This is a genomic window from Kribbella qitaiheensis, from assembly GCF_014217565.1.
Taxonomy (GTDB): Bacteria; Actinomycetota; Actinomycetes; order Propionibacteriales; family Kribbellaceae; genus Kribbella; species Kribbella qitaiheensis_A.
On the sequence record NZ_CP043661.1, the window covers coordinates 2744944 to 2766927 of the forward strand.

The 21984-nt window shown below is 67.5% G+C and carries 21 protein-coding genes and 1 tRNA gene; 12 read left to right on the top strand and 10 right to left on the bottom strand.

What is annotated here, in order from left to right; translation table 11 throughout:
* Window positions 1–18 precede the first annotated feature (18 nt).
* Together F1D05_RS12625 and F1D05_RS12630 are read left to right on the top strand one after the other, a co-directional pair.
* A complete protein-coding gene (locus F1D05_RS12625; protein WP_185447851.1) occupies window positions 19–351 on the top strand; it encodes a hypothetical protein in 333 nt (110 codons plus the stop codon).
* Window positions 352–442: 91 nt separating this feature from the next.
* Entirely contained in the window at window positions 443–817 is a 375-nt protein-coding gene (locus tag F1D05_RS12630) for a hypothetical protein (protein WP_185447853.1), read from the top strand.
* On the opposite strand, the gene F1D05_RS12635 is transcribed toward F1D05_RS12630, so the two are convergent.
* Complete coding sequence (locus F1D05_RS12635; protein ID WP_185447855.1) at window positions 725–1762, bottom strand: LacI family DNA-binding transcriptional regulator; 1038 nt, start codon at window positions 1760–1762, stop codon at window positions 725–727. The two genes, F1D05_RS12630 and F1D05_RS12635, sit on opposite strands and share 93 nt — an antisense overlap.
* Before the next feature lie 95 nt (window positions 1763–1857).
* On the opposite strand from F1D05_RS12635, the gene F1D05_RS12640 reads away from it, so the two are divergent.
* Entirely contained in the window at window positions 1858–2862 is a 1005-nt protein-coding gene (locus F1D05_RS12640) for a hypothetical protein (protein ID WP_185447856.1), read from the top strand.
* Here F1D05_RS12640 and F1D05_RS12645 read toward each other — a convergent pair.
* Window positions 2859–4217, bottom strand: a complete 1359-nt coding sequence (locus F1D05_RS12645; protein ID WP_185447858.1) for an FAD-binding oxidoreductase — start codon at window positions 4215–4217, stop codon at window positions 2859–2861. The two genes, F1D05_RS12640 and F1D05_RS12645, sit on opposite strands and share 4 nt — an antisense overlap.
* A gap of 126 nt (window positions 4218–4343) precedes the next feature.
* Between F1D05_RS12645 and F1D05_RS12650 the strand changes: the two genes are divergently transcribed.
* Together F1D05_RS12650 and F1D05_RS12655 are read left to right on the top strand one after the other, a co-directional pair.
* Complete coding sequence (locus F1D05_RS12650; protein WP_185447860.1) at window positions 4344–5591, top strand: lactate racemase domain-containing protein; 1248 nt, start codon at window positions 4344–4346, stop codon at window positions 5589–5591.
* Between the two features lie 22 nt (window positions 5592–5613).
* A complete protein-coding gene (locus F1D05_RS12655; RefSeq protein WP_185447862.1) occupies window positions 5614–7071 on the top strand; it encodes a flavin-containing monooxygenase in 1458 nt (485 codons plus the stop codon).
* A gap of 521 nt (window positions 7072–7592) precedes the next feature.
* Here the strand turns inward: F1D05_RS12655 and F1D05_RS12660 are convergent.
* Window positions 7593–8966, bottom strand: a complete 1374-nt coding sequence (locus tag F1D05_RS12660) for a cystathionine beta-synthase (protein ID WP_185447863.1) — start codon at window positions 8964–8966, stop codon at window positions 7593–7595.
* Between the two features lie 98 nt (window positions 8967–9064).
* On the opposite strand from F1D05_RS12660, the gene F1D05_RS12665 reads away from it, so the two are divergent.
* Together F1D05_RS12665 and F1D05_RS12670 are read left to right on the top strand one after the other, a co-directional pair.
* A complete protein-coding gene (locus F1D05_RS12665; RefSeq protein WP_246486640.1) occupies window positions 9065–10105 on the top strand; it encodes an SGNH/GDSL hydrolase family protein in 1041 nt (346 codons plus the stop codon).
* Between the two features lie 484 nt (window positions 10106–10589).
* Window positions 10590–10820: a DUF4287 domain-containing protein gene (locus F1D05_RS12670; RefSeq protein ID WP_185447866.1), complete on the top strand. Its 231-nt coding sequence runs from the start codon at window positions 10590–10592 to the stop codon at window positions 10818–10820.
* An 81-nt stretch (window positions 10821–10901) separates the two neighbouring features.
* On the opposite strand, the gene F1D05_RS12675 is transcribed toward F1D05_RS12670, so the two are convergent.
* The 3 genes from F1D05_RS12675 to F1D05_RS12685 form a co-directional block, all read right to left on the bottom strand.
* Window positions 10902–11339, bottom strand: a complete 438-nt coding sequence (locus F1D05_RS12675) for a VOC family protein (protein WP_185447867.1) — start codon at window positions 11337–11339, stop codon at window positions 10902–10904.
* Window positions 11340–11448: 109 nt separating this feature from the next.
* Entirely contained in the window at window positions 11449–12270 is an 822-nt protein-coding gene (locus F1D05_RS12680; protein WP_185447868.1) for a Bax inhibitor-1/YccA family protein, read from the bottom strand.
* Window positions 12271–12411: 141 nt separating this feature from the next.
* On the bottom strand, window positions 12412–12846 hold the full coding sequence (locus F1D05_RS12685; RefSeq protein ID WP_185447869.1) for a winged helix-turn-helix transcriptional regulator: 435 nt from the start codon (window positions 12844–12846) through the stop codon (window positions 12412–12414).
* A 66-nt stretch (window positions 12847–12912) separates the two neighbouring features.
* Between F1D05_RS12685 and F1D05_RS12690 the strand changes: the two genes are divergently transcribed.
* Together F1D05_RS12690 and F1D05_RS12695 are read left to right on the top strand one after the other, a co-directional pair.
* Window positions 12913–13824 carry an NADP-dependent oxidoreductase gene (locus F1D05_RS12690; protein ID WP_246486641.1) on the top strand — a complete coding sequence of 304 codons (912 nt, stop codon included), beginning with the start codon at window positions 12913–12915 and terminating at the stop codon, window positions 13822–13824.
* 80 nt (window positions 13825–13904) lie between these two features.
* Window positions 13905–14549 carry a DinB family protein gene (locus F1D05_RS12695; protein ID WP_206686185.1) on the top strand — a complete coding sequence of 215 codons (645 nt, stop codon included), beginning with the start codon at window positions 13905–13907 and terminating at the stop codon, window positions 14547–14549.
* A gap of 16 nt (window positions 14550–14565) precedes the next feature.
* Here F1D05_RS12695 and F1D05_RS12700 read toward each other — a convergent pair whose 3' ends face one another.
* The 4 genes from F1D05_RS12700 to F1D05_RS40110 all read right to left on the bottom strand — a co-directional run bounded on the left by F1D05_RS12700 (window position 14566) and on the right by F1D05_RS40110 (window position 17608).
* The gene (locus tag F1D05_RS12700) at window positions 14566–14934 is read right to left on the bottom strand and encodes a YciI family protein (protein ID WP_185447870.1); all 369 of its coding nucleotides are present in this window, start codon (window positions 14932–14934) and stop codon (window positions 14566–14568) included.
* A 291-nt stretch (window positions 14935–15225) separates the two neighbouring features.
* A complete protein-coding gene (locus F1D05_RS12705) occupies window positions 15226–15987 on the bottom strand; it encodes a hypothetical protein (RefSeq protein ID WP_185447871.1) in 762 nt (253 codons plus the stop codon).
* Between the two features lie 445 nt (window positions 15988–16432).
* Window positions 16433–16513, bottom strand: a tRNA-Leu gene (locus tag F1D05_RS12710).
* 33 nt (window positions 16514–16546) lie between these two features.
* Complete coding sequence (locus tag F1D05_RS40110; RefSeq protein WP_246486642.1) at window positions 16547–17608, bottom strand: peptide deformylase; 1062 nt, start codon at window positions 17606–17608, stop codon at window positions 16547–16549.
* A 104-nt stretch (window positions 17609–17712) separates the two neighbouring features.
* On the opposite strand from F1D05_RS40110, the gene F1D05_RS12725 reads away from it, so the two are divergent.
* The 3 genes from F1D05_RS12725 (at window position 17713) to F1D05_RS12735 (ending at window position 21981) form a co-directional block, all read left to right on the top strand.
* On the top strand, window positions 17713–18837 hold the full coding sequence (locus tag F1D05_RS12725) for a sensor histidine kinase (RefSeq protein ID WP_185447872.1): 1125 nt from the start codon (window positions 17713–17715) through the stop codon (window positions 18835–18837).
* Entirely contained in the window at window positions 18834–19499 is a 666-nt protein-coding gene (locus F1D05_RS12730) for a response regulator (RefSeq protein WP_185447874.1), read from the top strand. Before F1D05_RS12725 ends, F1D05_RS12730 begins: the two co-directional genes overlap by 4 nt.
* Window positions 19500–19605: 106 nt before the next feature.
* Window positions 19606–21981: a GH92 family glycosyl hydrolase gene (locus F1D05_RS12735; protein ID WP_185447876.1), complete on the top strand. Its 2376-nt coding sequence runs from the start codon at window positions 19606–19608 to the stop codon at window positions 21979–21981.
* Window positions 21982–21984: the final 3 nt, after the last annotated feature.

Here is a 21984-nt window from a genome sequence, read left to right on the forward strand (position 1 = left end):
AAATGAGAGGGTGACCGGATGGATCTGGTACGGCGCGGAGCCGGGTGGTTGCTGGGAGTGAGCTTGCTCGCGCTGACCGCATGGACCACGGTGGTGTCGTTCCTGATGCCGAACTGGTTCGACACGAGCGAGGATTGCGCGCAGACCTTCGAACGGGCGGACAGCAGCGGGGTCCAGGTCGCCACTCACTGGTTCCCGCCGACCGCGACCTGCGACTTCGGTGGCGGGGACGTCCGGCACTTCATCTCGCCGACCGCGACCGTCCTGCTCACGGTCGCCATGGTGCTGATCGCGGCGGCCCGCCGCGGTCGGTCTGTACTTCACCGTCCGCCGTTTCTTCGAGCCCGATGACGTCGTCCGCTCAGCTGAAGGCGTCGACCTGAAGGCCCGCCTGGTCGCTCAACTCGCCAGCGGCTCGGTCCTGTTCGTCCTGGCGATCGGTGTGTACACCGGGGCGAGCGCGTTCGCGATCATCCTCGGCGGCGCGTCCGGCGGGATCGTGTTCGGCTTCGCCGGGCTGATCATGGTGGCCGGACTGGGCGCCGGGCTGGATCGACAGGTCGGCCCGTTGCCGAGCACCCCACTCCAATCGCGGCGCCGAGGCGCGGCGGCCGGTCTGATCACCTTCGGCGTCGACTTCTTCACCACCGCGGCGGCCGGCCGGATTCCCTTCTTCCAGATCTGGGCGGCTCCGCTCGCGGCGGTCGTGTACGTCGTCGTCGTGCTAGTTCAGTGGTCGCTTCTGAAGCGGGCCAACGCTGCTCCCAGCATTGGGGACACAGTCGAGCAGGACCTGCTGGACGACCCGCGGCCCTGACCCTGTGATCTGATCGAACAGCAGCCGCACCGCCCGCCGCCCGAGCTCCCGCCGCGGTACGTCGAACCCGCTCACCTCGGGCCGATCCTTCGGCCGCCCGAGCGCTGCCACCGAGAGATCCCCAGGCGCCGTCAACCCCGCAGCCGCCAGCGCATCGAACAGCGCCGCGGACAAGTCACCCGTATCGGTCTCCTCGACGACAACAGCCGTCACGCCGTCAGCCACCCATTGCCGTAAGAGCCCCGCATCCACAACAGGTTCCCGTACTACGATCCGCCGCGTCCGGAGCCGGGCCTTTCGGGCCGCCGCGAGCACGCCCTGCTCGCGATCCGTCGATGAAGGCGCATCGTCGTCGGAGCGCAGGTAGCGGATCTCCCGATGTCCGAGCTCGACGAGCCGCTCGACCACGGCAGCCGATGCGGTCACGTAGTCCACGCCCACGAAGGGGATCCGGCCGTCCAACTCGTCGCGCCGCCCGACGTACACGAGGGGGAAGTCGCTCCCGAGCAACCACTCGATCGGCTCCTCGGGCACATGCCGGCCGAAGAACAGGCAGCCGTCGGCGATCCTGGTCCGCCTGATCGCCGTCCGGTCGTGGGCCCGCGCGTCGCCGCCACCGGTCCCCGTGAACAGCACCAGGTCCTGGCCGAGGGCGGCCGCCTCCTCCTCGATCCCGACCAGGATCGAGTAGTAGAACCCGTCCACATCGGTCGGAAAGGCCGAAGCGAAGGTGTAGACGCCGAGCATGTGGTTGCGGGAGGACGCCAATCGGGTCGCCAGCGGATCCGGCACGTAGCCGAGCTCCTCGGCCGCCGCGAGCACCCGTCCGCGGGTGGTCTCGGACAGCCGGATCCCGTCGGTGTTCCCGGACAGGACCAGCGACACCGTGGTCTGCGAGACTCCCGCAGCCGCGGCGATATCCGCTTGCCGCGGAGCTCTGGCCATGTAACCACCTTAGCTAATACGGATTAGCTTATTGACTAGCCTTGTCGACCGATCCCAGACTCACATCGAGCCGCCCCCGATGACAAGGATCCGAGATGACGAACCTACCGCCCGTCAGCCGCCGCACCCTACTCCGTGGTTCCGCCGGACTCGGCCTGGGTCTGGCCGCCGGTGTCCCACTGACCGGTACCGCGAACGCCGCGCCGGCCGGATTTCCCAGCTACGCCTACCAGCGGGTCGCCTTCGACAAGGCGAATCTCCGCTACAACCCCACCGGCGAGCTCATCTTCCCCAGCGTCCGCGGCACCGTCGGCCGGATCAGTAACGCCCTCGGCCGTTTCTACCTGTACTACGCGCCGCACGACGCACCCGGTGGACTCTGCCTGGCGTACTCCAACTCGCTCGGCGGCCCGTACACGGAGTACGCGAGCAACCCCATCATCGCCCGCACCTGGTCCCCGCACTACGACGTCTCGCACGTCTCGTCGCCGCACGCGCTGTGGAACGACGACGTCAACGAGCTGTGGATGTACTTCCACGGCGAGAACACCACCACCCGGCTGGCCCGGTCGACCGATGGCATCCACTTCAGCTACGACAAGGTCGTGCTATCGACCTCGATGATGCCGGCCGGCACCACCGAAACGTCGTACGCGCGGGTGTTCCGTCACGACCTGCCGTCCAAGAACGCGCGCTACGTGATGGTGTTCATGATCAACACCACCGCCAATCGCCGGTCGATCGGCTGGGGCTGGTCGCCGGAAGGCCGGAACTGGACCTTCTCGCAGACGCCGCTGATCAACCCGTCCGACGTCGGCGCCCGCGACATCGGCGCCCCGACGATTGCCGAGCGCAACGGTTCGACGTACGTCATCTACCACACGAACATCGAAGCGGGCGGGTCGATGCGGATCACCGAGGTGGGCACCAACTTCGACAAACGCAACCACCTCGGCGTGTTCCACTACCCCCTGACCGGCGCCCCTGACAACGGCCGGTGCGCCGCGCCCGCCTTCGGCTCGGACGGTGGGGTCGAGTACATGATCTACGAGGCCGGCGAACGCCTTGAAGGGTCGATCGCGATCGCCAAGGCGGTTTAGGCCGGCAAGATGTTCTGGTTGAGGTGGAAGACGTTGCCCGGGTCGAACTCGGCTTTGACCCGGGCCAGCCGGTCGTAGTTCTCCTTGCCGAAGCCGGCGACCACGCGATCATGCCCCTCGTCGCCGATGAAGTTGAGGTAGACCGCGCCGGTCGAGTACGGACGCAGGTCGGCGCAGACGTTCTTGGCCCACGCGATCCCGGTCGCGTCATCGGCCGGATCCGACCAGACGCCGTACGACTGGACTACCCAAGGCGCCGTCCTGTGCGGGAGCGGCCACTTCCCGGCGTGCCGGGCCACCGCTCCACCCCACGGACAGGCCAGTTGCTGGGACGTCATAGGTGCGGGCATCTCCACCGCCCGGGCGCTGAACGCCTCGACGGCTTCGTCGGGCCAGGACGACAGGTGCTCGGCCGACCAGTAGTTCCGGAGCCCTGATGGATCGTCCAGCGCGGACTGCAGTTCGGCGTACGGGAGCTCGGCGAGCATCATGCCGTCCGGGGCGAGCGCGAGGACCGGCGCCATCGCCGACCGCAGCTCCGCCTCGGACCCCACGAAGGTCGCGGTCACGCCGACTGCCGACTTGCCCTGCAAGGCCTGCGGTACGAAGTCCTTCCTGGGTGCGGCGGCGAAGAAGACACTGCCGCCCAGCTCGTCCGGCGCTCCCTGCTCGAACAGGTCGCGGTACGCGCGGATCACCGCCGTACCGGCGTCCGCGGGCCAGAACAACCTGGCCAGCGTCATCCCGGGCAGCGGGTGCAACCTGAACGTCAGCGCCGTGGCGACGCCGAAGTTGCCGCCACCGCCATGCAGCGCCCAGAACAGCTCGGTGTTCTTGGTCTCGTCGGCGATCACCAACTCACCGTCGGCCGTGATCAGCTCCACCGAGATGAGGCTGTCGCAGGCCAGACCGTACTTGCGCTCCAGCCATCCCGAACCACCACCGAGCGTGAGCCCGGCCACGCCCGTCGACGAGACTCTGCCGCCGGTGGTCGCCATCGAGTACGGCCAGGCGGCGCCGTCGAGATCCGACCAGGTCGCCCCACCTCCGACCCGGACGATCCGGGCGTCGGGATCGAGCTGGACGCTCCGCATCTTGCGCAGATCGATGACCAGGCCGCCCTCGCTCACGCCTGTCCCGGCGACCCCGTGTCCGGCGCCTCTGACCGCGATCTCGAGCCGCTGCTGTACGCCGTACCGGACCGCCGCCGCGACATCGGCGGCCGACTCGCACTGGGCGATCACGGCGGGCCGTTTGTCGATCATCGCGTTGAAGACGACCCGCGCCTCGTCGTACCCGGGCTCGCCAGGCCGCAACAACACCCCGCCGAACCCTTCCACCGGCCGCCCCGCCATGGAACCTCCCGCTCGCCCTGCCCGCCCCCAGGCTGAGCCGATGCTGCCCTGCCGCCCCGACCCGGGTCAACGGCTCAGCATTCGACCGAACTTCAGCGGCAATCGCTTGCCGCCTAAGCTTGTGGGATGACGACGACAGACGCGAGGCCGGTCGCGACACTGGGCGGGGCCGGCCAGGTACTGGCCGAGGACGAGGTCCGGGCCTTCGTACGGGACGCGCTGGCGGGCGCCGGCCTGGACGGCCGCAGCGTCTGTGTGATCGTGCCGGACGCGACCCGGAGCTGCCCGCTGCCGTTGCTGCTCGACGCGGTTCACCAGGCCTTGACCGGCAAGGTCTCGAAGCTGACCGTGCTGGTTGCCCTAGGCACCCATGCGGAGATGTCGGCCGATGAACTGACGGCCCATCTCGGCGGCGACTACGACGTCCTCAACCACGAATGGTGGAAGGAAGACACCTTCGTCGACCTCGGCACGATCAGCGCGGAGAAGGTCGCGGAGATCTCGGGCGGGTTGCTGCGCGAGGACGTGCCGGTCCGGCTCAATCGCGCTGTCGTCGAGCACGACGTCGCCCTGGTCGTCGGCCCGGTCTTCCCGCATGAGGTGGTCGGCTTCTCCGGCGGCAACAAGTACTTCTTCCCAGGCGTCGCCGGCCAGGAGGTGATCGACCTGTCGCACTGGCTGGGCGCCTTGATCACCAGCGCCGGCATCATCGGTACGCCGGGCGTCACACCGGTGCGCGCTCTGATCAACGAGGCGGCCGCGCTGATCCCATCCGAGAAGCTCGCCCTGTCGGTCGTCGCCCAGTCCGGCACGAACGCTTTGCACGCCGTGGCTTTCGGCGACACCGTCTCGTCCTGGCAGGCAGCCGCCGCCGTCTCCGCGCAGACACACGTGCGCTACCTCGAAAAGCCCGTACGCCGGGTGGTCTCCCTGATGCCGCCTCGCTACCAGGACATCTGGACGGCCGCGAAGGGCTTTTACAAGGTGGAGCCGATCGTCGCGGACGGCGGCGAGGTGATCCTCTACGCGCCGCACGTCACGCAGTTGGCCGCGATGCACCCGGAGATCGAGCAGATCGGCTACCACTGCCGCGACTACTTCCTCGGCCAGTGGGACAAGTTCCGCGACCTCCACTGGGGCGTCCTGGCGCACTCCACCCACCTCCGCGGCGCCGGCACCTGGGACGCGACCAACGGCGAGCACTGCCGCCTGACAGTCACGCTCGCCACCGGCATCCCCGAGCACGTCGTACGAGCTGCCAACCTCAACTACCTGGACCCGGCCGACTTCGACCTCGCCCAGTACGAAGCCGATCCGGACACCCTCGTCCTCCCCAACGCCGGCGAAATCCTCCACCGGCTGACAAGTAGGTGACTCACTAGTAGCGTTCGCTGGCATGGGGCAGACCGAGGTTGCGATTGTCGGGTCCGGGTTTGCCGGGCTCTGTATGGGGATCAAGCTTCGCCAGGCCGGGTGTGAGGACTTCGTCATCCTCGAGAAGGCGGACGAGCTCGGTGGGACCTGGCGGGACAACACCTATCCGGGCTGCGCGTGCGACATCCCGTCGTACCTCTACTCGTTCTCGTTCGAGCAGAACCCGCGCTGGACCAGGATGTTCGCGCCCTGGGACGAGATCCTCGCGTACCTGAGGCACTGCGCCGAGAAATACGGCATCGCCGACAAGATCCGGTACGGCGCGGAGGTGACCGAAGCAGCCTTCGACGAGACCACCGGGCGCTGGACCGTCACCGTCAACGGCGACGAGACCCTCGACGCGCAGGCGCTGGTCACCGGCGTCGGGAACCTTCATCAGCCGAAGTTCCCTGACCTGGCCGGCCTCGACACCTTCGCCGGTACGACGTTCCACTCGTCGCAGTGGGACCACGATCACGACCTCACCGGCCGCCGGGTCGCCGTCATCGGCACCGGCGCCTCAGCCATCCAGTTCGTCCCCCGGATCGCCGAGCAGGTCGCCCACCTCGATCTCTTCCAGCGCACGGCGCCGTGGATCACCCAGAAGCCGGACCGCGCGATCGGCCCACTCGAACGCGGCCTGCACGCACGGTTCCCGGCCGGGCAGCGCGCGATCCGCAACGTCATCTACTGGGGTCTGGAAGGTCGCGGCCTCGGTTTCACCGGCAGCCCGAAGCTGATGAAGGGCCTCGAACTGCAGGCCAGGCGACACCTCGGCAAGCAGGTGAAGGACCCCGTACTCCGGGCCAGGCTGACGCCGGACTACCAGATCGGCTGCAAGCGGATCCTCCTTTCGAACGACTACTACCCGGCGCTGTCCCGCGACAACGTGGACGTGGTCACCACCGGCATCAGCCGCATCACCCCGACCGGAATCACGACCGGCGACGGGGTCGAGCACCCGTGCGACACGATCGTGCTCGGCACCGGGTTCGAGGTGTCCGGCAACCTGACCCGGATCGGCATCCTCGGCAAGGACGGCGTCGATCTGGCCGACTCCTGGAAGCAGAACGGGATCGGCGCCCACCTCGGCATGACAGTGGCCGGCTACCCGAACCTGTTCCTGTTGGTCGGCCCGAACACGGCACTCGGCCATTCGTCGATGGTGTTCATGATCGAGGCCCAGGTCCGGTACGTCATGCAGGCACTGGACCTGCTCCGGCGCCGCGGAGCGACGTACGTCGAAGTCCGGGAAGAGGCCCAGCAGCAGTTCGTCGGCAGCATTCAGGAGGAGCTCGGCGCGACCGTCTGGCAGTCCGGCTGCGACAGCTGGTACCTCGACGCCCAGGGGCGCAACTCCACCATCTGGCCCGAGTTCACCGTCAGCTACTGGCGCAAGACCCGTCGCCTGGACCCGGCCGACTTCGTGCTGGTCCACTGAGATCTCCCGAGGCCGGGGTCGGTCTCAGGGTTGTCCCGGGCGACTGGAGGATGAGCGGCCGGGGCGCGGTCTACGACCATGGGATGACCTGAAGACTGGTCTTCAGACCGATGTGACAGCGAACGGTTCGCGGCAATCTTGAGGCATGAACCTGATCCAGATCCTCAGCGCGGTCGCGATCGTCGCCGGCGTACTCGTCACGGCCCTGATCGCCATCGTGCCGTCCGTCGTCGACCGCTGACCCCCGCCAGCCAGGACCCAGCGTCCGCAGAGCCGTTCCCCCGGCTTCGGGGACGTTTGCGTTTCCTTGCTGTCGGCAACGGAAGTAGGAGTTCAGGGCAACGATCTGCTACCGCGGGAGGACACCAGGACAGGTCTCCGGGCCGATGTCCGAAGACGATTCCCGAAGCACTCTTGAAGTATGGAAATCCTTCAGATCCTCGGTACAGCAGGCATCGTGCTCGGCATCCTCGTCACGGTCCTGATCGCCATCGTCCCCACGGTCGTCGACCGCTAGAGGCTCAGTCGACGGAGAGATGGCCCAGCAGGTCCTGGCGGGTGAGTACGCCGACCGGCTTGCCGTCGTCCAGCACCATCAGGGCGTCGCGGCCCTCGAGCAACTCGACCGCCTTGGCGACGGGCTCCCCCGCGCCGAGTGACGGCAACGCCGGGTCCATGTGCATCTCGACCATGTCGGCAAGCTTCGCCTTACCGGAGTACAGGGCGTCCATCAGCGTCCGCTCCGACACCGCACCGGCCACCTCGGCCGCCATCACCGGCGGCTCCGCCCGGACCACGGGCATCTGCGATACGCCGTACTCGCGCAGGATCTCGACCGCCTCGGCGATCGTCTCGTGCGGGTGGGTGTGCACCAGCGGCGGCATACTGCCGTCCTTGCCGGCCAGCACCTGGCCGAGCGTCGTCCCCTGCCGCGCGTGCGCCAGGAACCCGTACTGCGCCAGCCAGTCGTCGTTGAACACCTTGGTCAGGTAGCCACGGCCGCCATCCGGCAGCAGCACCACGATCACCGCGTCGGGGTCGTCGAGCTCTTTGGCCAGCCGGATCGCCGCGGCCGCCGCCATCCCGGCCGAGCCGCCGACCAGCATCGCCTCTTCGCGAGCCAGCCGCCGGGTGACGGCGAACGACTCGGCGTCCGAGACCTCGATGATCCGGTCACAGATGGTCTTGTCGTAGGTCTCCGGCCAGAAGTCCTCGCCGACGCCCTCGACCAGATACGGCCGTCCGGTGCCGCCCGAGTAAACCGAGCCTTCCGGGTCGGCGCCGATGATCTGCACCTTCCCGCCGGAGACCTCCTTGAGGTACTTGCCGGTGCCGCTGATCGTGCCGCCGGTGCCGACGCCCGCCACGAAGTGGGTGATCTTGCCCTCGGTCTGCTCCCAGAGCTCGGGGCCGGTCGACTCGTAGTGCGAGATCGGGTTGTTCACGTTGGCGTACTGGTTCGGCTTCCAGGCGCCCTCGATCTCCCGGACCAGCCGGTCGGAGACGTTGTAGTACGAATCGGGGTGCTCCGGGGCGACCGCGGTCGGGCAGACGACCACCTCGGCGCCGTACGCCTTGAGCACGTTGCGCTTGTCCTCGCTGACCTTGTCCGGGCAGACGAAGACGCACTTGTAGCCCTTCGCCTGGGCCACCATCGCCAGCCCGACGCCGGTGTTGCCGGAGGTCGGCTCGACGATCGTGCCGCCCGGCTTGAGCTCGCCGGAGGCCTCCGCCGCCTCGACCATCCGGACCGCGATCCGGTCCTTCACCGAGCCACCGGGGTTGAAGTACTCGACTTTGGCGAGGACCAAAGGTCTCGCGCCGTCGGTGGTCTTCGAGAGCCGCACCAGCGGGGTGTTGCCGACAAGGTCAAGGAGAGAGTCTGCGTAGCGCACGTATCTCACTGTATGGGACAGCGTGGCGATCCCCTATTTTCGCTTGCTTCGTAGTCACAGCGTGTAATCCTTGAACAATGAGCGATCGGGGTGGCGGGGTGGGGAAAGAAACGGGGCGGGTGCGGTCGGCCAAGCGGTTGGCCCAGGCCGCGGCTTTCGGGGGCGGGGGGCTCGGGCTGATCGGCGCGATGCTGTACGGCGTACTGAGTGCGGAGGCTTCGTATGCCAAGCGGTTGATCGGGCCGGCGCGGACCTATCCGACCCGGGGCGACGGTCTGTACGGCCGCTATCCGGGACATCCGATCACGCTGGCGATGATCGGCGATTCGAGTGCCGCGGGATATGGCACGTCGTCACCGGACGAGACCCCCGGCGTACTGCTGGCGTGCGGTCTGGCCGAGCTGGCGAAGCGTCCGGTGCGGCTGGTCGACGTCTCGAAGACAGGCGCCAAGTCGATCAATCTGGCCGGGCAGGTGGACAACGCCCTGCTGGCCGGCCCGCATGTGGCCGCGATCCTGATCGGCGTCAACGACGTGAAGGCGCAGGTACCGCCGTCGCAGTCGGTGCGGCTGCTGGACCTCGCCGTACGCCGGTTGCGCGCGGCCAACTGCGAGGTCGTCGTCGGTACGTGCCCGGACCTGGGCGTCGTACGGCCGATCATGCAGCCGCTGCGTCAGGTGGCACGCACGTGGAGCCAGCGACTGGCCGCGGCCCAGACGATCGCGGTCGTCGAGGCCGGCGGCCGGACCGTCTCGATGGGCTCGCTGCTGAGCGAAGCCTTCCGGACCAACCCGTCGATGTGGGGCCCTGACAACTTCCACCCCTCCGTCACCGGGTACGCCGCGGCCTCGGCCGCCCTACTACCGTCAGTCGCCGCGGCGGTCGGCGTAGGCGCCGAATCGTTCCTGAACCTGGAGTCCTTCCGCGGCGAGGCAGTCCTGCCGATCGCCGAAGCCGCAGCCCAGGCCGCCCGCACCGCAGGCACCGAGGTAGCCCCGGCCCAGGTAGCCGGCAACGAACAAGGCCCCCGCGGCCGCTGGGCCCAACTACGCCACCGCCGCCGCCACCCCAACCCCGAAGTATCCCGAGTAGAAGACCCAACCGAGAGCTCCGCCGACCCCATCCCAGTAGGTAAGTAACACCACGCCTTCCCTCACCCAGCCACCGCCCACGGAAGCCGGGAAGCCATGTCTGTTGGGAGAAAGTGCGGCCCCACTCACCCCGCCTTCCCTCACCCCAGCCACCGCCCACCGAAGCCGGGAAGCCAAGTCTGTTGGGAGAAAGTGCGGCCCCACCCACCCCGCCTTCCCTCACCCCAGCCACCGCCCACCGAAGCCGGGAAGCCAAGTCTGTTGGGAGAAAGTGCGGCCCCACCCACCCCGCCTTCCCTCACCCCAGCCACCGCCCACCGAAGCCGGGAAGCCAAGTCTGTTGGGAGAAAGTGCGGCCCCACCCACCCCGCCTTCCCTCACCCCAGCCACCGCCCACCGAAGCCGGGAAGCCATGTCTGTTGGGAGAAAGTGCGTCCGCTGAGCGATGACTTTCATGAAGAGGGGCTTGATTGCGGCGTTGTCCTGGTGCACAGTCGATAACTACGCGATACCCCGCTGACGGGAGGCGAAGATGGGCCTTAACCACTCCGAGGAGACGCACCAACGTCTGGTGGAGAAGGTGCCCCAGTGCACCGGGCGTGAGATGACCGAGTGGTTCGGGCTGATGAACGACGGACCGTCGTTCCTGCGCTTCGACGACAGGGTGCGGTGGCTTTCCAGCGAGTACGCCCTCGCTCACGGGCACGCCACAGCCATCGTCCACGAATACGACCTGGTCAAAGCGCACCGGCGGATGGGCTGACGAGCCGAACAGGAGTCGAACTTTTCACGAAGGCCTGCCCTTTCAGGTGGAGGGGCAGGCCTTCGCTGTTCCCGCTCTCCGCTAGACCACGCAGAAGTCGTTGCCTTCGGGATCGGCCATCCACAGATGGTCCAGCTTGCCGTTCTGCTCGGCCTCGTGCACCACAGTGGCTCCGACTTCGATCAGTTCAGCCGCCTTCTGCCGGATCCGCTGCTCGCGGACGTCGCTCGGCTGGTCCCGGCCGCCGCTCACCTGAAGATCGAGGTGCAGGCGGTTCTTCACCGTCCGGCGCTCGGGCACCTTCAGAAACGAGATCGACGGCAGCACGCCTTCGGGGTCCGAGACGTTGGCTCCGTCGTTCCATTCGTCCTCTGGCACCCCCTGGTCGGTGAGCCAGGCTTCCCAGCTGTCCCAGCCTCTTGGCGGGTCCGCCTCGCGGTAGCCGAGCGCGAGGCACCAGAAGGCCGCCTGCGCGGCCGGGTCGGTGCAGTCGATGGTCATCGTCCAAGTGGTGGTCATGCCGCCAGCCTCGCACCGCGCACCGACAGGCAGACGGCAGAAGGGGCCGATCCCCCCGGTGGAGGATCGGCCCCTTCGTCGTTCAGTTGCCTGGATCAGAACCTGACGGCTAGTTCCCGCGCAGGATCGCGAGGATCCGCAGCAGGTTCCAGTACAGCCAGACCAGCGTGACGGTCAGCGCGAACGCCGCCCGCCAGGCCTCGTTCTGCGGGGCTCCGGCGCGAACACCCTGCTCGATCATGTCGAAGTCGAGGATCAGGTTGAACACCGCCAGGCCGGCGCCGATCGCGGCGAGCAGCAGGCCGAGCGGGCCCATCCCGGAGATGCCGGTACCGATACCGAACAGGCTCAGCACCAGGTTGATCAGGATCACCCCGGCGAAGCCCATCGTGGCCACGACGACCATCCGGGTGAACCGCGGCGTGACCTTGATGTTGAAGTACTTATACGTCGCGAGCGTCAATCCCGCTGTCACCAACGTGGCGAGCACGGCCTGGACGACGATCGACGAAGTACCGACGTACGACGCGATGAACTTGCTGCCGATCCCGAGGAACACACCCTCGAGCACCGCGTAGCCCATCAGCAGGACGGGGTTGACCCTGCGTGAGAAGGACAGCACCATCGCGATCGCGAAGGCACCCAGCGCACCGGCGAGGAACACCGGCGTCACCAGGCGGGTCGGAACCATCCACCACGCGAAGGCGGCGGCCACGACGACCACACCCAGCGTTGCGGCGGTCTTCACGATGACGTCGTCCAACGTCATGGGCCGGCTGGCCGCCGGCGCGCCTTGGTACTGCTGCGGGGGCATACCGGGTCCGCCGTACTGGCCAGGCTGACCGTACGGAGCGGCCCCCGGGTAAGCCTGGCCTTGGCCAGGCGCAAACGCACTCGACCGGTTCAGGACCGGGTTACTGCTCCTCTGCATGCCATCCTCCTGATGACCCAACTGTCGACCCACTGTGGGCCGTGACCCGGATACTACGGGCCCACCCTTAACAACGCCTGAGGATCAGGTAGGTGTTCCCCAACCGGAATCCACCGCACGCGGTTGCGGGATGGAACCAGATCAGGCATTCGTCGGCGAGGTGACGATCCGTTCGAGGGGCTGCTCGGAGTGGGCGTCGTAGGCCGCCCGGGCGTCGAGGATCTGAGCCACGTTGGCGACGGACCATTCACTGATCGCCGAAGTCAGCCGACCGGCCTCCACACCGAGTGGGGTCAGGCCGTACTCGACCCGTGGCGGCACCGTCGGATACACCGCGCGCTCGATGAGGCCGTCCCGCTCGAGCGCGCGAAGGGTCTGGGTCAGCATCTTCTGGGTGATGCCCTCGAGTAGCCGGCGAAGCTCGCTGAACCGCAGCGGGCGGTCGAATCTACGCAACGCGCCCAGCACGTAGAGCGCCCACTTGTTGGCGAGCACCTCCACGACCGTGCGGGACGGGCAATCGCGTCCGTTCACCGCGATCCAGTCCGCCAATGCCATCGACTCATTGGTATCCATTAGGTACCTAGATATCAAACAGGTGCCTTCTTCACAAGAGGAACTGTCCGAGTGAGGATGGATTGCATGGAGATGCGAGCGATCACCCAGCACAGGTACGGCGGCCCCGAGGTACTGGAGGTCGTCCGGCAACCGCGGCCCACGGCCGGTCCCGGCGAAGTGCTGGTGAAGGTCCTGGCCGCAGGTGTGAACCCGGCTGACTGGAAGATCCGGGCCGGCCAGGTCCGGCGTCTCGGAGAACCACCATTCACCCTCGGCCTCGACTTCGCCGGCACGATCGAGGCCACCGGTGAGCCGGTCTACGGCAACACCTTTCCGCCGAACGGCGCCTACGCGGAGTACGTGGTCGCGTCTTTGGATGCCCTGGCGCCGAGTCCGCTGAGCCTCGATCATGTGCACTCCGCGGCCCTGCCGACCGCCGCGCTGACGGCGTACCAGCCCTTGACTCAGGTCGCCGCGATCGAACCCGGGCAACGGGTGCTGATCCACGCAGCGGCCGGTGGAGTCGGCCATCTGGCGGTCCAGATCGCCAAATCCCGCGGCGCCTACGTGATCGGCACCGCCCGGCAGGCCAAGCACGAATTTCTCCGCGAACTGGGCGCGGACGAACTGATCGACTACACCGTGACGGACTTCACCGAGGCGGCGCACGACATCGACGTCGTCCTCGATCCCATCTCGGGCGACTACGGCCTCCGCTCGCTGGAGACGCTGGCTCCCGGGGGAATCCTGCTGGACGTCCGCGGCACCGGGCCCGACCGCACCGCGGCACGGGCCAGGGCTGTTGAGCTCGACCGCCGGTACGCCGAGATCCGCTTCGCCCCGTCAGCCGACGATCTCCGAGCGATCGCCGATCTGGTCGACGCCGGCCGGCTCCGGGTGGAACTCGCTCAAACGCTGCCCCTCGAGCATGCCGCCAAGGCTCACGAACTCAGCGAATCCGGCCGCGTCACCGGCAAGATCGTCCTCACCGTTTAGACGACTCAGACGGCTTCTGCCGGCGGCTTGCGCCGAAACCGGAGGGGCGCCGTCCCTGTAAGGGCAAGTACGGCGCCGGGGTGGTGGCCGGCTGGGACGGGGGAACGGTCAGGAAGAAGTCGAACCAGACCGCGTTCGCGTTGCCGAAGGTGTGCCGGAAGGGGATCAGCACCGCGCAGACCGCCAATGGCGCCAGTACGACCGACCCACTTCCGCCGTACGGTGACAGGATGGATGAGCGAGTACGGCCGCCGGAAAGCGGCGACGAGCGGACGATCTTGAGCGGGATGCTCGATTTTCTGCGCCAAACCGTGGTGCACAAGGTCTCCGGCCTGACCGACGAGCAGGCGTTCGCGCGCCCGATCGGGACGACCGAACTCGGTCCGGCCAGCCTGGTGAAGCACCTGACCGGCACCGAACGCTTCTGGTTCGCCATCGACTTCGCCGCCGAGGACATCGAGTGGCCGTGGCCGGACGAAGACCCGCACGGCGGCTTCGCACTCGACCCCACCGACACCCTGGCCGACCTCGTCGCCGTCTACCAGACCGAGTGCGTCCGCTCCCGCGCCATCACGGCCGCGCATCCGCTGGATGCCCCGGCCCGAGGCGCCGGCATGACCTTCAACCTCCGGTACGCCCTGACGCACATGATCGAGGAAACCGCCCGGCACCTCGGCCACCTGGACCTCATCCGCGAGGCAACCGACGGTCAAAGAGGTCAATGACTCACCGCTTCTTCGATCAGACGGCGTCCGGGTCGTACATGAACTTGCGGACGTCTTGCGCACACCGGCAGGCGACCGCGACCTTCGAGGCCCACTCCAGCGCTTCTCCCCGGGTAGGTACGTCGACGATGAACACGCCCCCGATGAGCTCCTTGCTCTCCGGATACGGCCCGTCGGTAACCGTCCCGTCGGTCTCCACCACAGCAGGATCCGCGGCGTACCTCTCGTCGTCGGTGTCGTACATCAGCCCGCCGGAGTACACGAGCACCCCGGCATCCTTGGCCTCCTGACACACCGCATGCCCAGCCTTCCCGACTTCAGGAAGGTCCCCCTCAGGGATGTGGTCCATCGCGCCCTTTTCGAACGAGATCAGATACAACGCCATCTCACTACTCCTTGTCCCGGCAGCCAGTTCGACCACCACTCACCCGTACTACGAACACCCCACCCCGAGTCCGACAGCCCGCCGACAGAAACTTCTCACGACCCGTCGCCAGCACCCGTCACCGCCATGGCTCCACGGCTCCATGGCTTCATCTGCACTGCGCGGGCTGTCCTCATCGCCCGGCGGGTGTTGCCGACGGCAGCGCGGCGGTGGGCCCGCTGGTTGTCGCCGCTGATGCGCGAGGCGTTCTGGATGCATGCCTGGCGGCTTCCCGGACGGTCGGGAAGGGATTCACTGTCGGTCGGGAAGTCCCCACGATGACGTTGGGTGTTGTCGGCGTCGATGGTCGGCGCCACGACTCCGAGGTGGTGACAGACATGGAAGACCGCAACCAGATCGAGCAGACAAGGCCCTCCTCATACCAGTCAATCGCCACGAAGACGGCACGCCATTCAATGGCGCTGCGAACAATGGCATCTGCCATGTAGCCGGCACCTGCACGTTTGGGCGCTCTTCCAGCTCGGCGCGACGACGGGCCTGGTGCCGAGATGAAATCCAACTCCTCCAAGAGACCAGCTCGTCCAGGACCTCGCGTGGCATCTTGACGAAGTATGTCTGCTGAGCCCTCAAGGATCGCTTGTCACTGAATCCGAATGCAAAGTACAGCGTGCCCAGGTATCGACTTTCCAGGTCGGCCTGGACGTCTCGCAGCGCCATGTCGTGTGCACGGACGTCTTCGACGGTGATCGGCTCGATGAACGGCGTGTAGTTCTCCAGCGGCATCCGCCAGGCAGGCCGTGCATCAAGCGTGCCCCTGATGCGTCCGACAGTGCCCCGTGCCTGCCAGGAGATGTTCGTGTCCTCGTAAACACCGGTAGCAATCGACCAGCCGACGATGGCAGGCTCACCGATCAGAGACTTGTGCCAGTGCAGAACGATGTCTCCAGCCTGTACATGGGTTATGAGTTCGTAGCCCCAGTACGGCAGGCCTGCCTGTTGTGTGGTCGGCGCGAAGAGGTCGCTACCAAGGTCCGAACGATCCGTGATCTCCATCCAGTACCGCTGCTCAGGGTCACCCAACCACCATTCGTTAATAGCACGGTGAGGAGCATGCCACCGTCACTTGGGATGTACACCGGTGGCGGCGCATGCGAAAGCTGACTCTTCCATGCCATAGGCGGGAGCCATCGCCGAGCTGTACACGGTGTGGCACTTGATCCCTTGGCTGCAAGGCGATCTCGACCTTCTGATTGCAGCGCGTTGCATCCGGTTTCGAGCCGCTCCACCTCCGAGGCTCGGGACGGAGACCTTTGGAGTGGCCAACCGCTGTGGCAGCGAAGACGGTCAGGCCGCGCTGTGCACACTGCAATACCTGCCGAGGCACGAGCACTCCGGTCGCGGCCCGCGGTCGATGAGCCGCGACGAAGGAGCGGCGGAACCGGGTGGGTGGGAGCGCCGACGAAGGAGGTGCGTGGGTGCTTTCCCCCGTCGTACGAGGTGCCCGGGACGGGATTCGAACCCGTATGCCTTTCGGCTGCGAGGTTTAAGCTCGCTGCGTCTGCCGTTCCGCCACCCGGGCCGACGTCAGGGGATGACGATACAAGGAATGGGCCTAGAGGTAGACCTTTCGCGGGTACAGAGCGTGTGCGCCTGCGACTCGGTCGAGGAAGAGCAGGCCGGAGCAGTGGTCGAGCTCGTGCTGGATGGCGCGGGCTTCGAAGGCGTCTGTGGTGAGGCTGACGGAGTCCGTCGTGCCGGGGAGGACGCCGGTGACGGTCAGCCGCGTGGCTCGTTTGACGTCGCCGGTGAGGTCCGGGACGGACATGCAGCCTTCGCGGGCCTTCTCCTGGCGGGTTGCCTCGACGACGACTGCGTTGCAGAGGACGAAGACGCCGTGGCAGGTGCGGGTCTTCGGGTGGCCTGTCACGTCCAGGGCGAACATTTGGGCGGCCATGCCGACCTGGGGTGCTGCCAGTCCTACACAACCGGGCGAGACGCGCATGGTGGCGACGAGATCGGCGGCGAGGGCGACCATCACCGGGTCGAGCGGGTCGATCTCGGCGCCTTCGGTCGCGAGGACAGGGTGCGGCGCGCGGATCACCTCCAGGACATCACCCACGAGGCCGAGCTGGGCGGGGCTCCAGCTAGCAAGGATCTGGTTCAAATTCACAGGTCGTCGCTCTCGGGCCGGGCGCAACGTGACGCCGACGCCGAGTTCCTCCGCGGTGATCTCCAGGGCACGCTGCAGCAGCTCGAGATCGGCGTTCGCGGGGATCTCGACCTCGGCGGTGAGCACGTACAGGGCGCCGCTGAGTCGCGTGGTCAGGTCGGTGATGGTGCCGCCGACGGTCGCGACCATCCGGGTGACGGCGGAGACGATGCCCGGCCGGTCCGCGCCGTGCACGCTGAGCATGTACGGCGCCCCGACCGGCGCGTGCGCCTGCTCGGGGCCCATCTCACGGACCGTGATCACCAGCTCGCCACGCAGCGGCTCCAGCGCCTCCTTGACCGCGGCGAACTCCCCGGAGCAGACGATCATCATCGCGAAATGACCGCGCAGCAGCGTCATCGAGGAGTCCTCGAGGTTCACGCCCGTACCGGCGAGTGCCTCGGTGACGTCGGCGATGATGCCCGGGCGGTCCGGGCCGATGACGGTGACTGCGAGCTGACTCATGGCGGAGAACCTACCTGGCCGAAAGTCTCGACCTGCCGCGACTTCGGTATCCGGACACCCGAGCTGCCACCCGACCACCCCGCGGCGCCACTATCGTCGGAGCCATGACCGGTACCACGCACCGCAGGCGGAGCCGCCGCGACTGGGTGGTCGACACGCTCATCTTCGCCTTCGCCCTGCTGGGCAGCCTCCTCCTGTACGACGCGGGCGAGCACGACCCGATCTCGTCGGACCTGCTCGCGGTCGACTTCGTCAGCGGGATCGCGCTCTGCATCACGCTCTGGTTCCGGCGTCGCTGGCCGGTCCAGCTGGCGATCCTCGGAGCCCTGGTCACGACGTACTCCGATGCCGCCGGCGCCGCCACGCTCGTGCTGGTCATGACCGTGACCATCCACAAGCCGCTCCGCGCGACCGTGTGGGTGTTCCTGGCGAACGCGGTCAGCATCGTGATCTACACCGGAATCCGGCAGAAAGCGGAGCCGTGGGGCGTGACCATCGGCTTCTCGGTGGCGATCTATGCGGCGATAGTCGGCTGGGCACTCTACATCCGGTCCCGGCGTCAGCTCCTCCAAACCCTGCGGGACAGGGCTGATCGCGCCGAGACGGTCGCCCGGCTCCAGGCGCAACAGGCCCAGGGCAGAGCTCGTGAAGAGATCGCGCGCGAGATGCACGATGTACTCGGTCACCGGTTGTCCCTGCTCAGCGTGCACGCGGGCGCACTTGCCTATCGTCCCGACGCATCGGCGGAAGAAGTCGGCGGCGCAGCCGAGATCATCCGAGCCAGCGCACACCAGGCCCTGCAGGATCTGCGCGAAGTGATCGGCGTACTCCGCGCGCCGGTCGGCGAGCTCCCGCAGCCCACCTTCGCGGATCTGCCCATCCTGGTCGAGGACACCCGCAAGGCCGGCCTCCCGGTCGAACTCGACTTCGATGCCCCCGGCCCCCTTCCGGAGCACGTCGGGCGGACGGCGTACCGGATCGTGCAGGAAGGTCTCACCAACGCGCTCAAGCATGCGCCCGGCGAGCCGGTCCGGGTTCGCGTGGTCGGTGCCCCGGGCAACGGGCTGGAGGTCCAGGTGATCAATCCGGCGCCCAACCGGCGTACCGGCGACGGCCAAGGATTGATCGGGCTGACCGAGCGGGCAGCGCTGGTGGAGGGCCGGCTCGAACACGGCCGGACCCCTGCGGGCGACTTCCGGCTCGCCGCTTGGTTACCGTGGCCCGCATGACGATTCGGGTCCTGATCGTGGACGACGATCCCCTGCTCCGGGCCGGGCTCAAGCTGATGCTCGGCGGTGCGCCGGACATCCGCGTGGTCGGCGAGGCGAGTGACGGCAGCGGCGTATCAGGCCTGATCGAGCAACTCTCCCCCGATGTCGTGCTGATGGACATCCGGATGCCGGGGATGGACGGGCTGACCGCGACCGAAGCCCTTCGCCGCCGGTCCGGCGCCCCGGAGGTCATCATCCTGACCACGTTCGACGCCGACGAGCACGTACTACGGGCGCTCCGCGCGGGCGCGGCCGGGTTCGTCCTCAAGGACACCCCACCGGCCGAGATCGTGGAGTCGGTCCGCCGGGTCGTGAACGGCCAACCGGTGCTGTCCCCCTCGGTGACGAAGCGCCTGATCAACCGGGTAGCGGCGTCCGGGCAGGACCAGCGCAAGGCGAAGGCGACGGATCGGCTGGCCGGGCTGAACGACCGGGAACGCGAGATCGCCGTCGCGGTCGGCGAGGGCAAGTCCAACGCGGAGATCAGCGCGACCCTCTATCTCAGCGTCCCGACGGTGAAGACCCATGTCTCGCGCATTCTCACCAAGCTGGACCTGAACAACCGCGTCCAGATCGCCCTGCTGGCTCACGACGCGGGCCTGCTCGACGAGAGCCGCTGACCTCGGACCTCTGGGCGTTGGCGGTGAGACGACGCTCGCTGGTCACCCACTGGCCACCATTTCCCCTTAGCGTGGGGTAATCCGCCCGTCCCCGGAAGGCTTACCCATGCGCCTGCTCGTCAGTGGTCTCGTCCTCACCCTGCTCGCCCCCGCTCTACCAGCCGCGGCCCAGCCGTATCCCCCGCCGGTCAGCGGTCCCGCGATCGTCGCGGACCCGGCGGCGTACGTCGATCCGTTGATCGGGTCAGCCAGGGACGGGAACACCTGGCCCGGCGCGGTCCGGCCGTTCGGGATGATCTCGTGGAGCCCGACCAGCACCCGCGGCGACCAGACCAGTACCGGCGCGGCCAACGGCTACCAGTACGACGTGACGCGGACCCGCGGGTTCAGCCTCACCCACGTGAACGGCGCGGGCTGCAACCCGGGTGCCGCCGGCGACGTACCGATCCTCCCGTACGCCGGGGAGGTGGACTCGTCGCCGACCGCGGACACGACCGACGCGAAGTACGCGAGCAACTTCAGCCACGCCGACGAGATCGCGAAGCCCGGCCGGTACACGGTGACCCTCGACAGCGGAGTGAAGACAGATCTCGCTGTCACCACGCGGGCCGGAGTCGGCGAGTTCACCTTCCCAGCGGGGAAGCCTGCCAACCTGTTGTTCCGGACGTCCAACTCCTTGAACGGCAGCCAGGACGCCGAGATCACGATCGACGCGGGCCATCGCAAGGTGACCGGATCCGTTCTGACCGGTGCTTTCTGCGGTCGCCGGGCCAATGGCGGGATCAACAACCGCAAGTCGTACTACCGGCTCTACTTCACCGCCTCCTTCGACCAGCCGATAGTTGCCAATGGCACCTGGAAGGACAGCTTGCTGTCTCCGGGGAGCACCACGACAACCGGCGGCGAGGGCTACGCGACCGGCGCCGACCGGGCCGGGCGTGGATCCGGCGGCTATGTCGGCTTCGCGCCAGGAGCGAAGGTACGGATGCGGCTCGGCATCTCGTACGTGAGCCTGGCCGGAGCCGAACTGAACACGGCCGTCGAGCTGCGACCAGGTGCGACGGTCGACCGGATCGCCGCCGACGGCTATCGGGACTGGAAGAACGAACTGCAGAACGTCCGGATCGGTGGCGGTTCCGAGGCACAGCGGACCACCTTCTACACCGCGCTGTACCACGCGATGCTGCAGCCGAACGTGTTCAACGACGTCGATGGCCGATACCTGGGCAGCGACCAGGCGATCCATCGGCTCGCGCGTGGCCAGCGAGCGCAGTACGGGACGTTCTCCGGGTGGGATCAGTATCGGGCCCACATCCAGTTGCTGGCGTTGCTGAAGCCGGAGATCGCGGGTGATTTCGCGCAGTCGATGTACCAGTTCGCCCAGCAGAACAACGGGATCTGGGACCGGTGGTTGCACAACAACGGCGCGACCCACGTGATGACAGGCGATCCCGCGGCGCCGACGCTGGCGACCTTTGCTGCGATGGGGGTTCGCAACTTTGACGCCAAGGGTGCCTATGAGTCTCTCCTCAAGCAAGCGACCGTGCAGAATCCTCAAGCCGAGAACGACAGTGGTTGCCCTGGGCAATGTACTGGGCAGCGGCCGGCACTGAACACCTACCTGGCCAAGCATTATGCGCCGCAGGACGCCTGCCATTGCTGGGGTGGAGCGGCGGAGACGCTGGAGAACTCGCTCGCGGACTTCTCTCTCGGGCAGTGGGCGACGAGGCTCGGGCGACCTGAGGCTGCGGCCCTGGCGGATCGCGGGACCTGGTGGAAGAACACCTTCAACCCCGCCGTCGGGTACCAGCAGGCGCGGAAGGCGAATGGCACTTGGCAGCCCGGGTTCACCCCGTCGACCGATGTCGGGTTCGCCCAGGGCTCGAGCGCGACGTACACCTGGATGGTGCCGCAGGACGTGTCCGGGCTCGCTACGACGATGGGGCCTGACGTAGTACAGAGGCTGGACGGGTTCTTCCATGACGCGGCGGGAAACTGGGCCGTCAAGGGCGGGAGCGCGCTCCGGTACGACCCGACGAACGAGCCCGGGTTGCACACGCCGTGGCTTTACAACGGGCTCGGGGTTGCGTGGAAGACGCAGGCGACGACTCGCGAGATCGTCGACACGGTCTATGGGACCGGGCCTAGCGGGCTGCCGGGCAACGATGATCTCGGGACGTTGTCCGCTTGGTATGTGTTCGCCGCGATCGGGTTGTTCCCGCAGACGCCGGGGCGGGCCGAGTTGCTCGTCGGGAGTCCGCTGTTCCCGAAGGTGGAGCTGCGCCGGAGCAACGGCGTACGACTGACTGTCGAGGCTCCGGCGACGTCCGATGCCGACCAGTACGTGCAATCACTGACCCTGAACGGCAAAACGCGGGCCGAGTCCTGGCTGCCGGAGTCGTTCGTGCTGAAAGGAGGCCGCATCAGCGTCGGGCTCGGAGCGACCCCGACCAACTGGGGCACCCCTCCCACCGACCACTGAAGA

Excerpts from the sequence above, each read along its gene's own strand:
- F1D05_RS12655 (WP_185447862.1), top strand. The coding sequence starts at position 5,614 with ATGGGGCAGACCGAGGTTGCGATTGTCGGGTCCGGGTTTGCCGGGCTC.
- F1D05_RS12650 (WP_185447860.1), top strand. The coding sequence starts at position 4,344 with ATGACGACGACAGACGCGAGGCCGGTCGCGACACTGGGCGGGGCCGGC.
- F1D05_RS12625 (WP_185447851.1), top strand. The coding sequence starts at position 19 with ATGGATCTGGTACGGCGCGGAGCCGGGTGGTTGCTGGGAGTGAGCTTG.
- F1D05_RS12645 (WP_185447858.1), bottom strand. The coding sequence starts at position 4,217 with ATGGCGGGGCGGCCGGTGGAAGGGTTCGGCGGGGTGTTGTTGCGGCCT.
- F1D05_RS12670 (WP_185447866.1), top strand. The coding sequence starts at position 10,590 with ATGGGCCTTAACCACTCCGAGGAGACGCACCAACGTCTGGTGGAGAAG.
- F1D05_RS12735 (WP_185447876.1), top strand. The coding sequence starts at position 19,606 with ATGCGCCTGCTCGTCAGTGGTCTCGTCCTCACCCTGCTCGCCCCCGCT.
- F1D05_RS12705 (WP_185447871.1), bottom strand. The coding sequence starts at position 15,987 with ATGGAGATCACGGATCGTTCGGACCTTGGTAGCGACCTCTTCGCGCCG.
- F1D05_RS12680 (WP_185447868.1), bottom strand. The coding sequence starts at position 12,270 with ATGCAGAGGAGCAGTAACCCGGTCCTGAACCGGTCGAGTGCGTTTGCG.
- F1D05_RS12725 (WP_185447872.1), top strand. The coding sequence starts at position 17,713 with ATGACCGGTACCACGCACCGCAGGCGGAGCCGCCGCGACTGGGTGGTC.
- F1D05_RS12675 (WP_185447867.1), bottom strand. The coding sequence starts at position 11,339 with ATGACCACCACTTGGACGATGACCATCGACTGCACCGACCCGGCCGCG.
- F1D05_RS12685 (WP_185447869.1), bottom strand. The coding sequence starts at position 12,846 with ATGGATACCAATGAGTCGATGGCATTGGCGGACTGGATCGCGGTGAAC.
- F1D05_RS12730 (WP_185447874.1), top strand. The coding sequence starts at position 18,834 with ATGACGATTCGGGTCCTGATCGTGGACGACGATCCCCTGCTCCGGGCC.
- F1D05_RS12700 (WP_185447870.1), bottom strand. The coding sequence starts at position 14,934 with ATGGCGTTGTATCTGATCTCGTTCGAAAAGGGCGCGATGGACCACATC.
- F1D05_RS12690 (WP_246486641.1), top strand. The coding sequence starts at position 12,913 with ATGGAGATGCGAGCGATCACCCAGCACAGGTACGGCGGCCCCGAGGTA.
- F1D05_RS12635 (WP_185447855.1), bottom strand. The coding sequence starts at position 1,762 with ATGGCCAGAGCTCCGCGGCAAGCGGATATCGCCGCGGCTGCGGGAGTC.
- F1D05_RS40110 (WP_246486642.1), bottom strand. The coding sequence starts at position 17,608 with ATGAGTCAGCTCGCAGTCACCGTCATCGGCCCGGACCGCCCGGGCATC.
- F1D05_RS12640 (WP_185447856.1), top strand. The coding sequence starts at position 1,858 with ATGACGAACCTACCGCCCGTCAGCCGCCGCACCCTACTCCGTGGTTCC.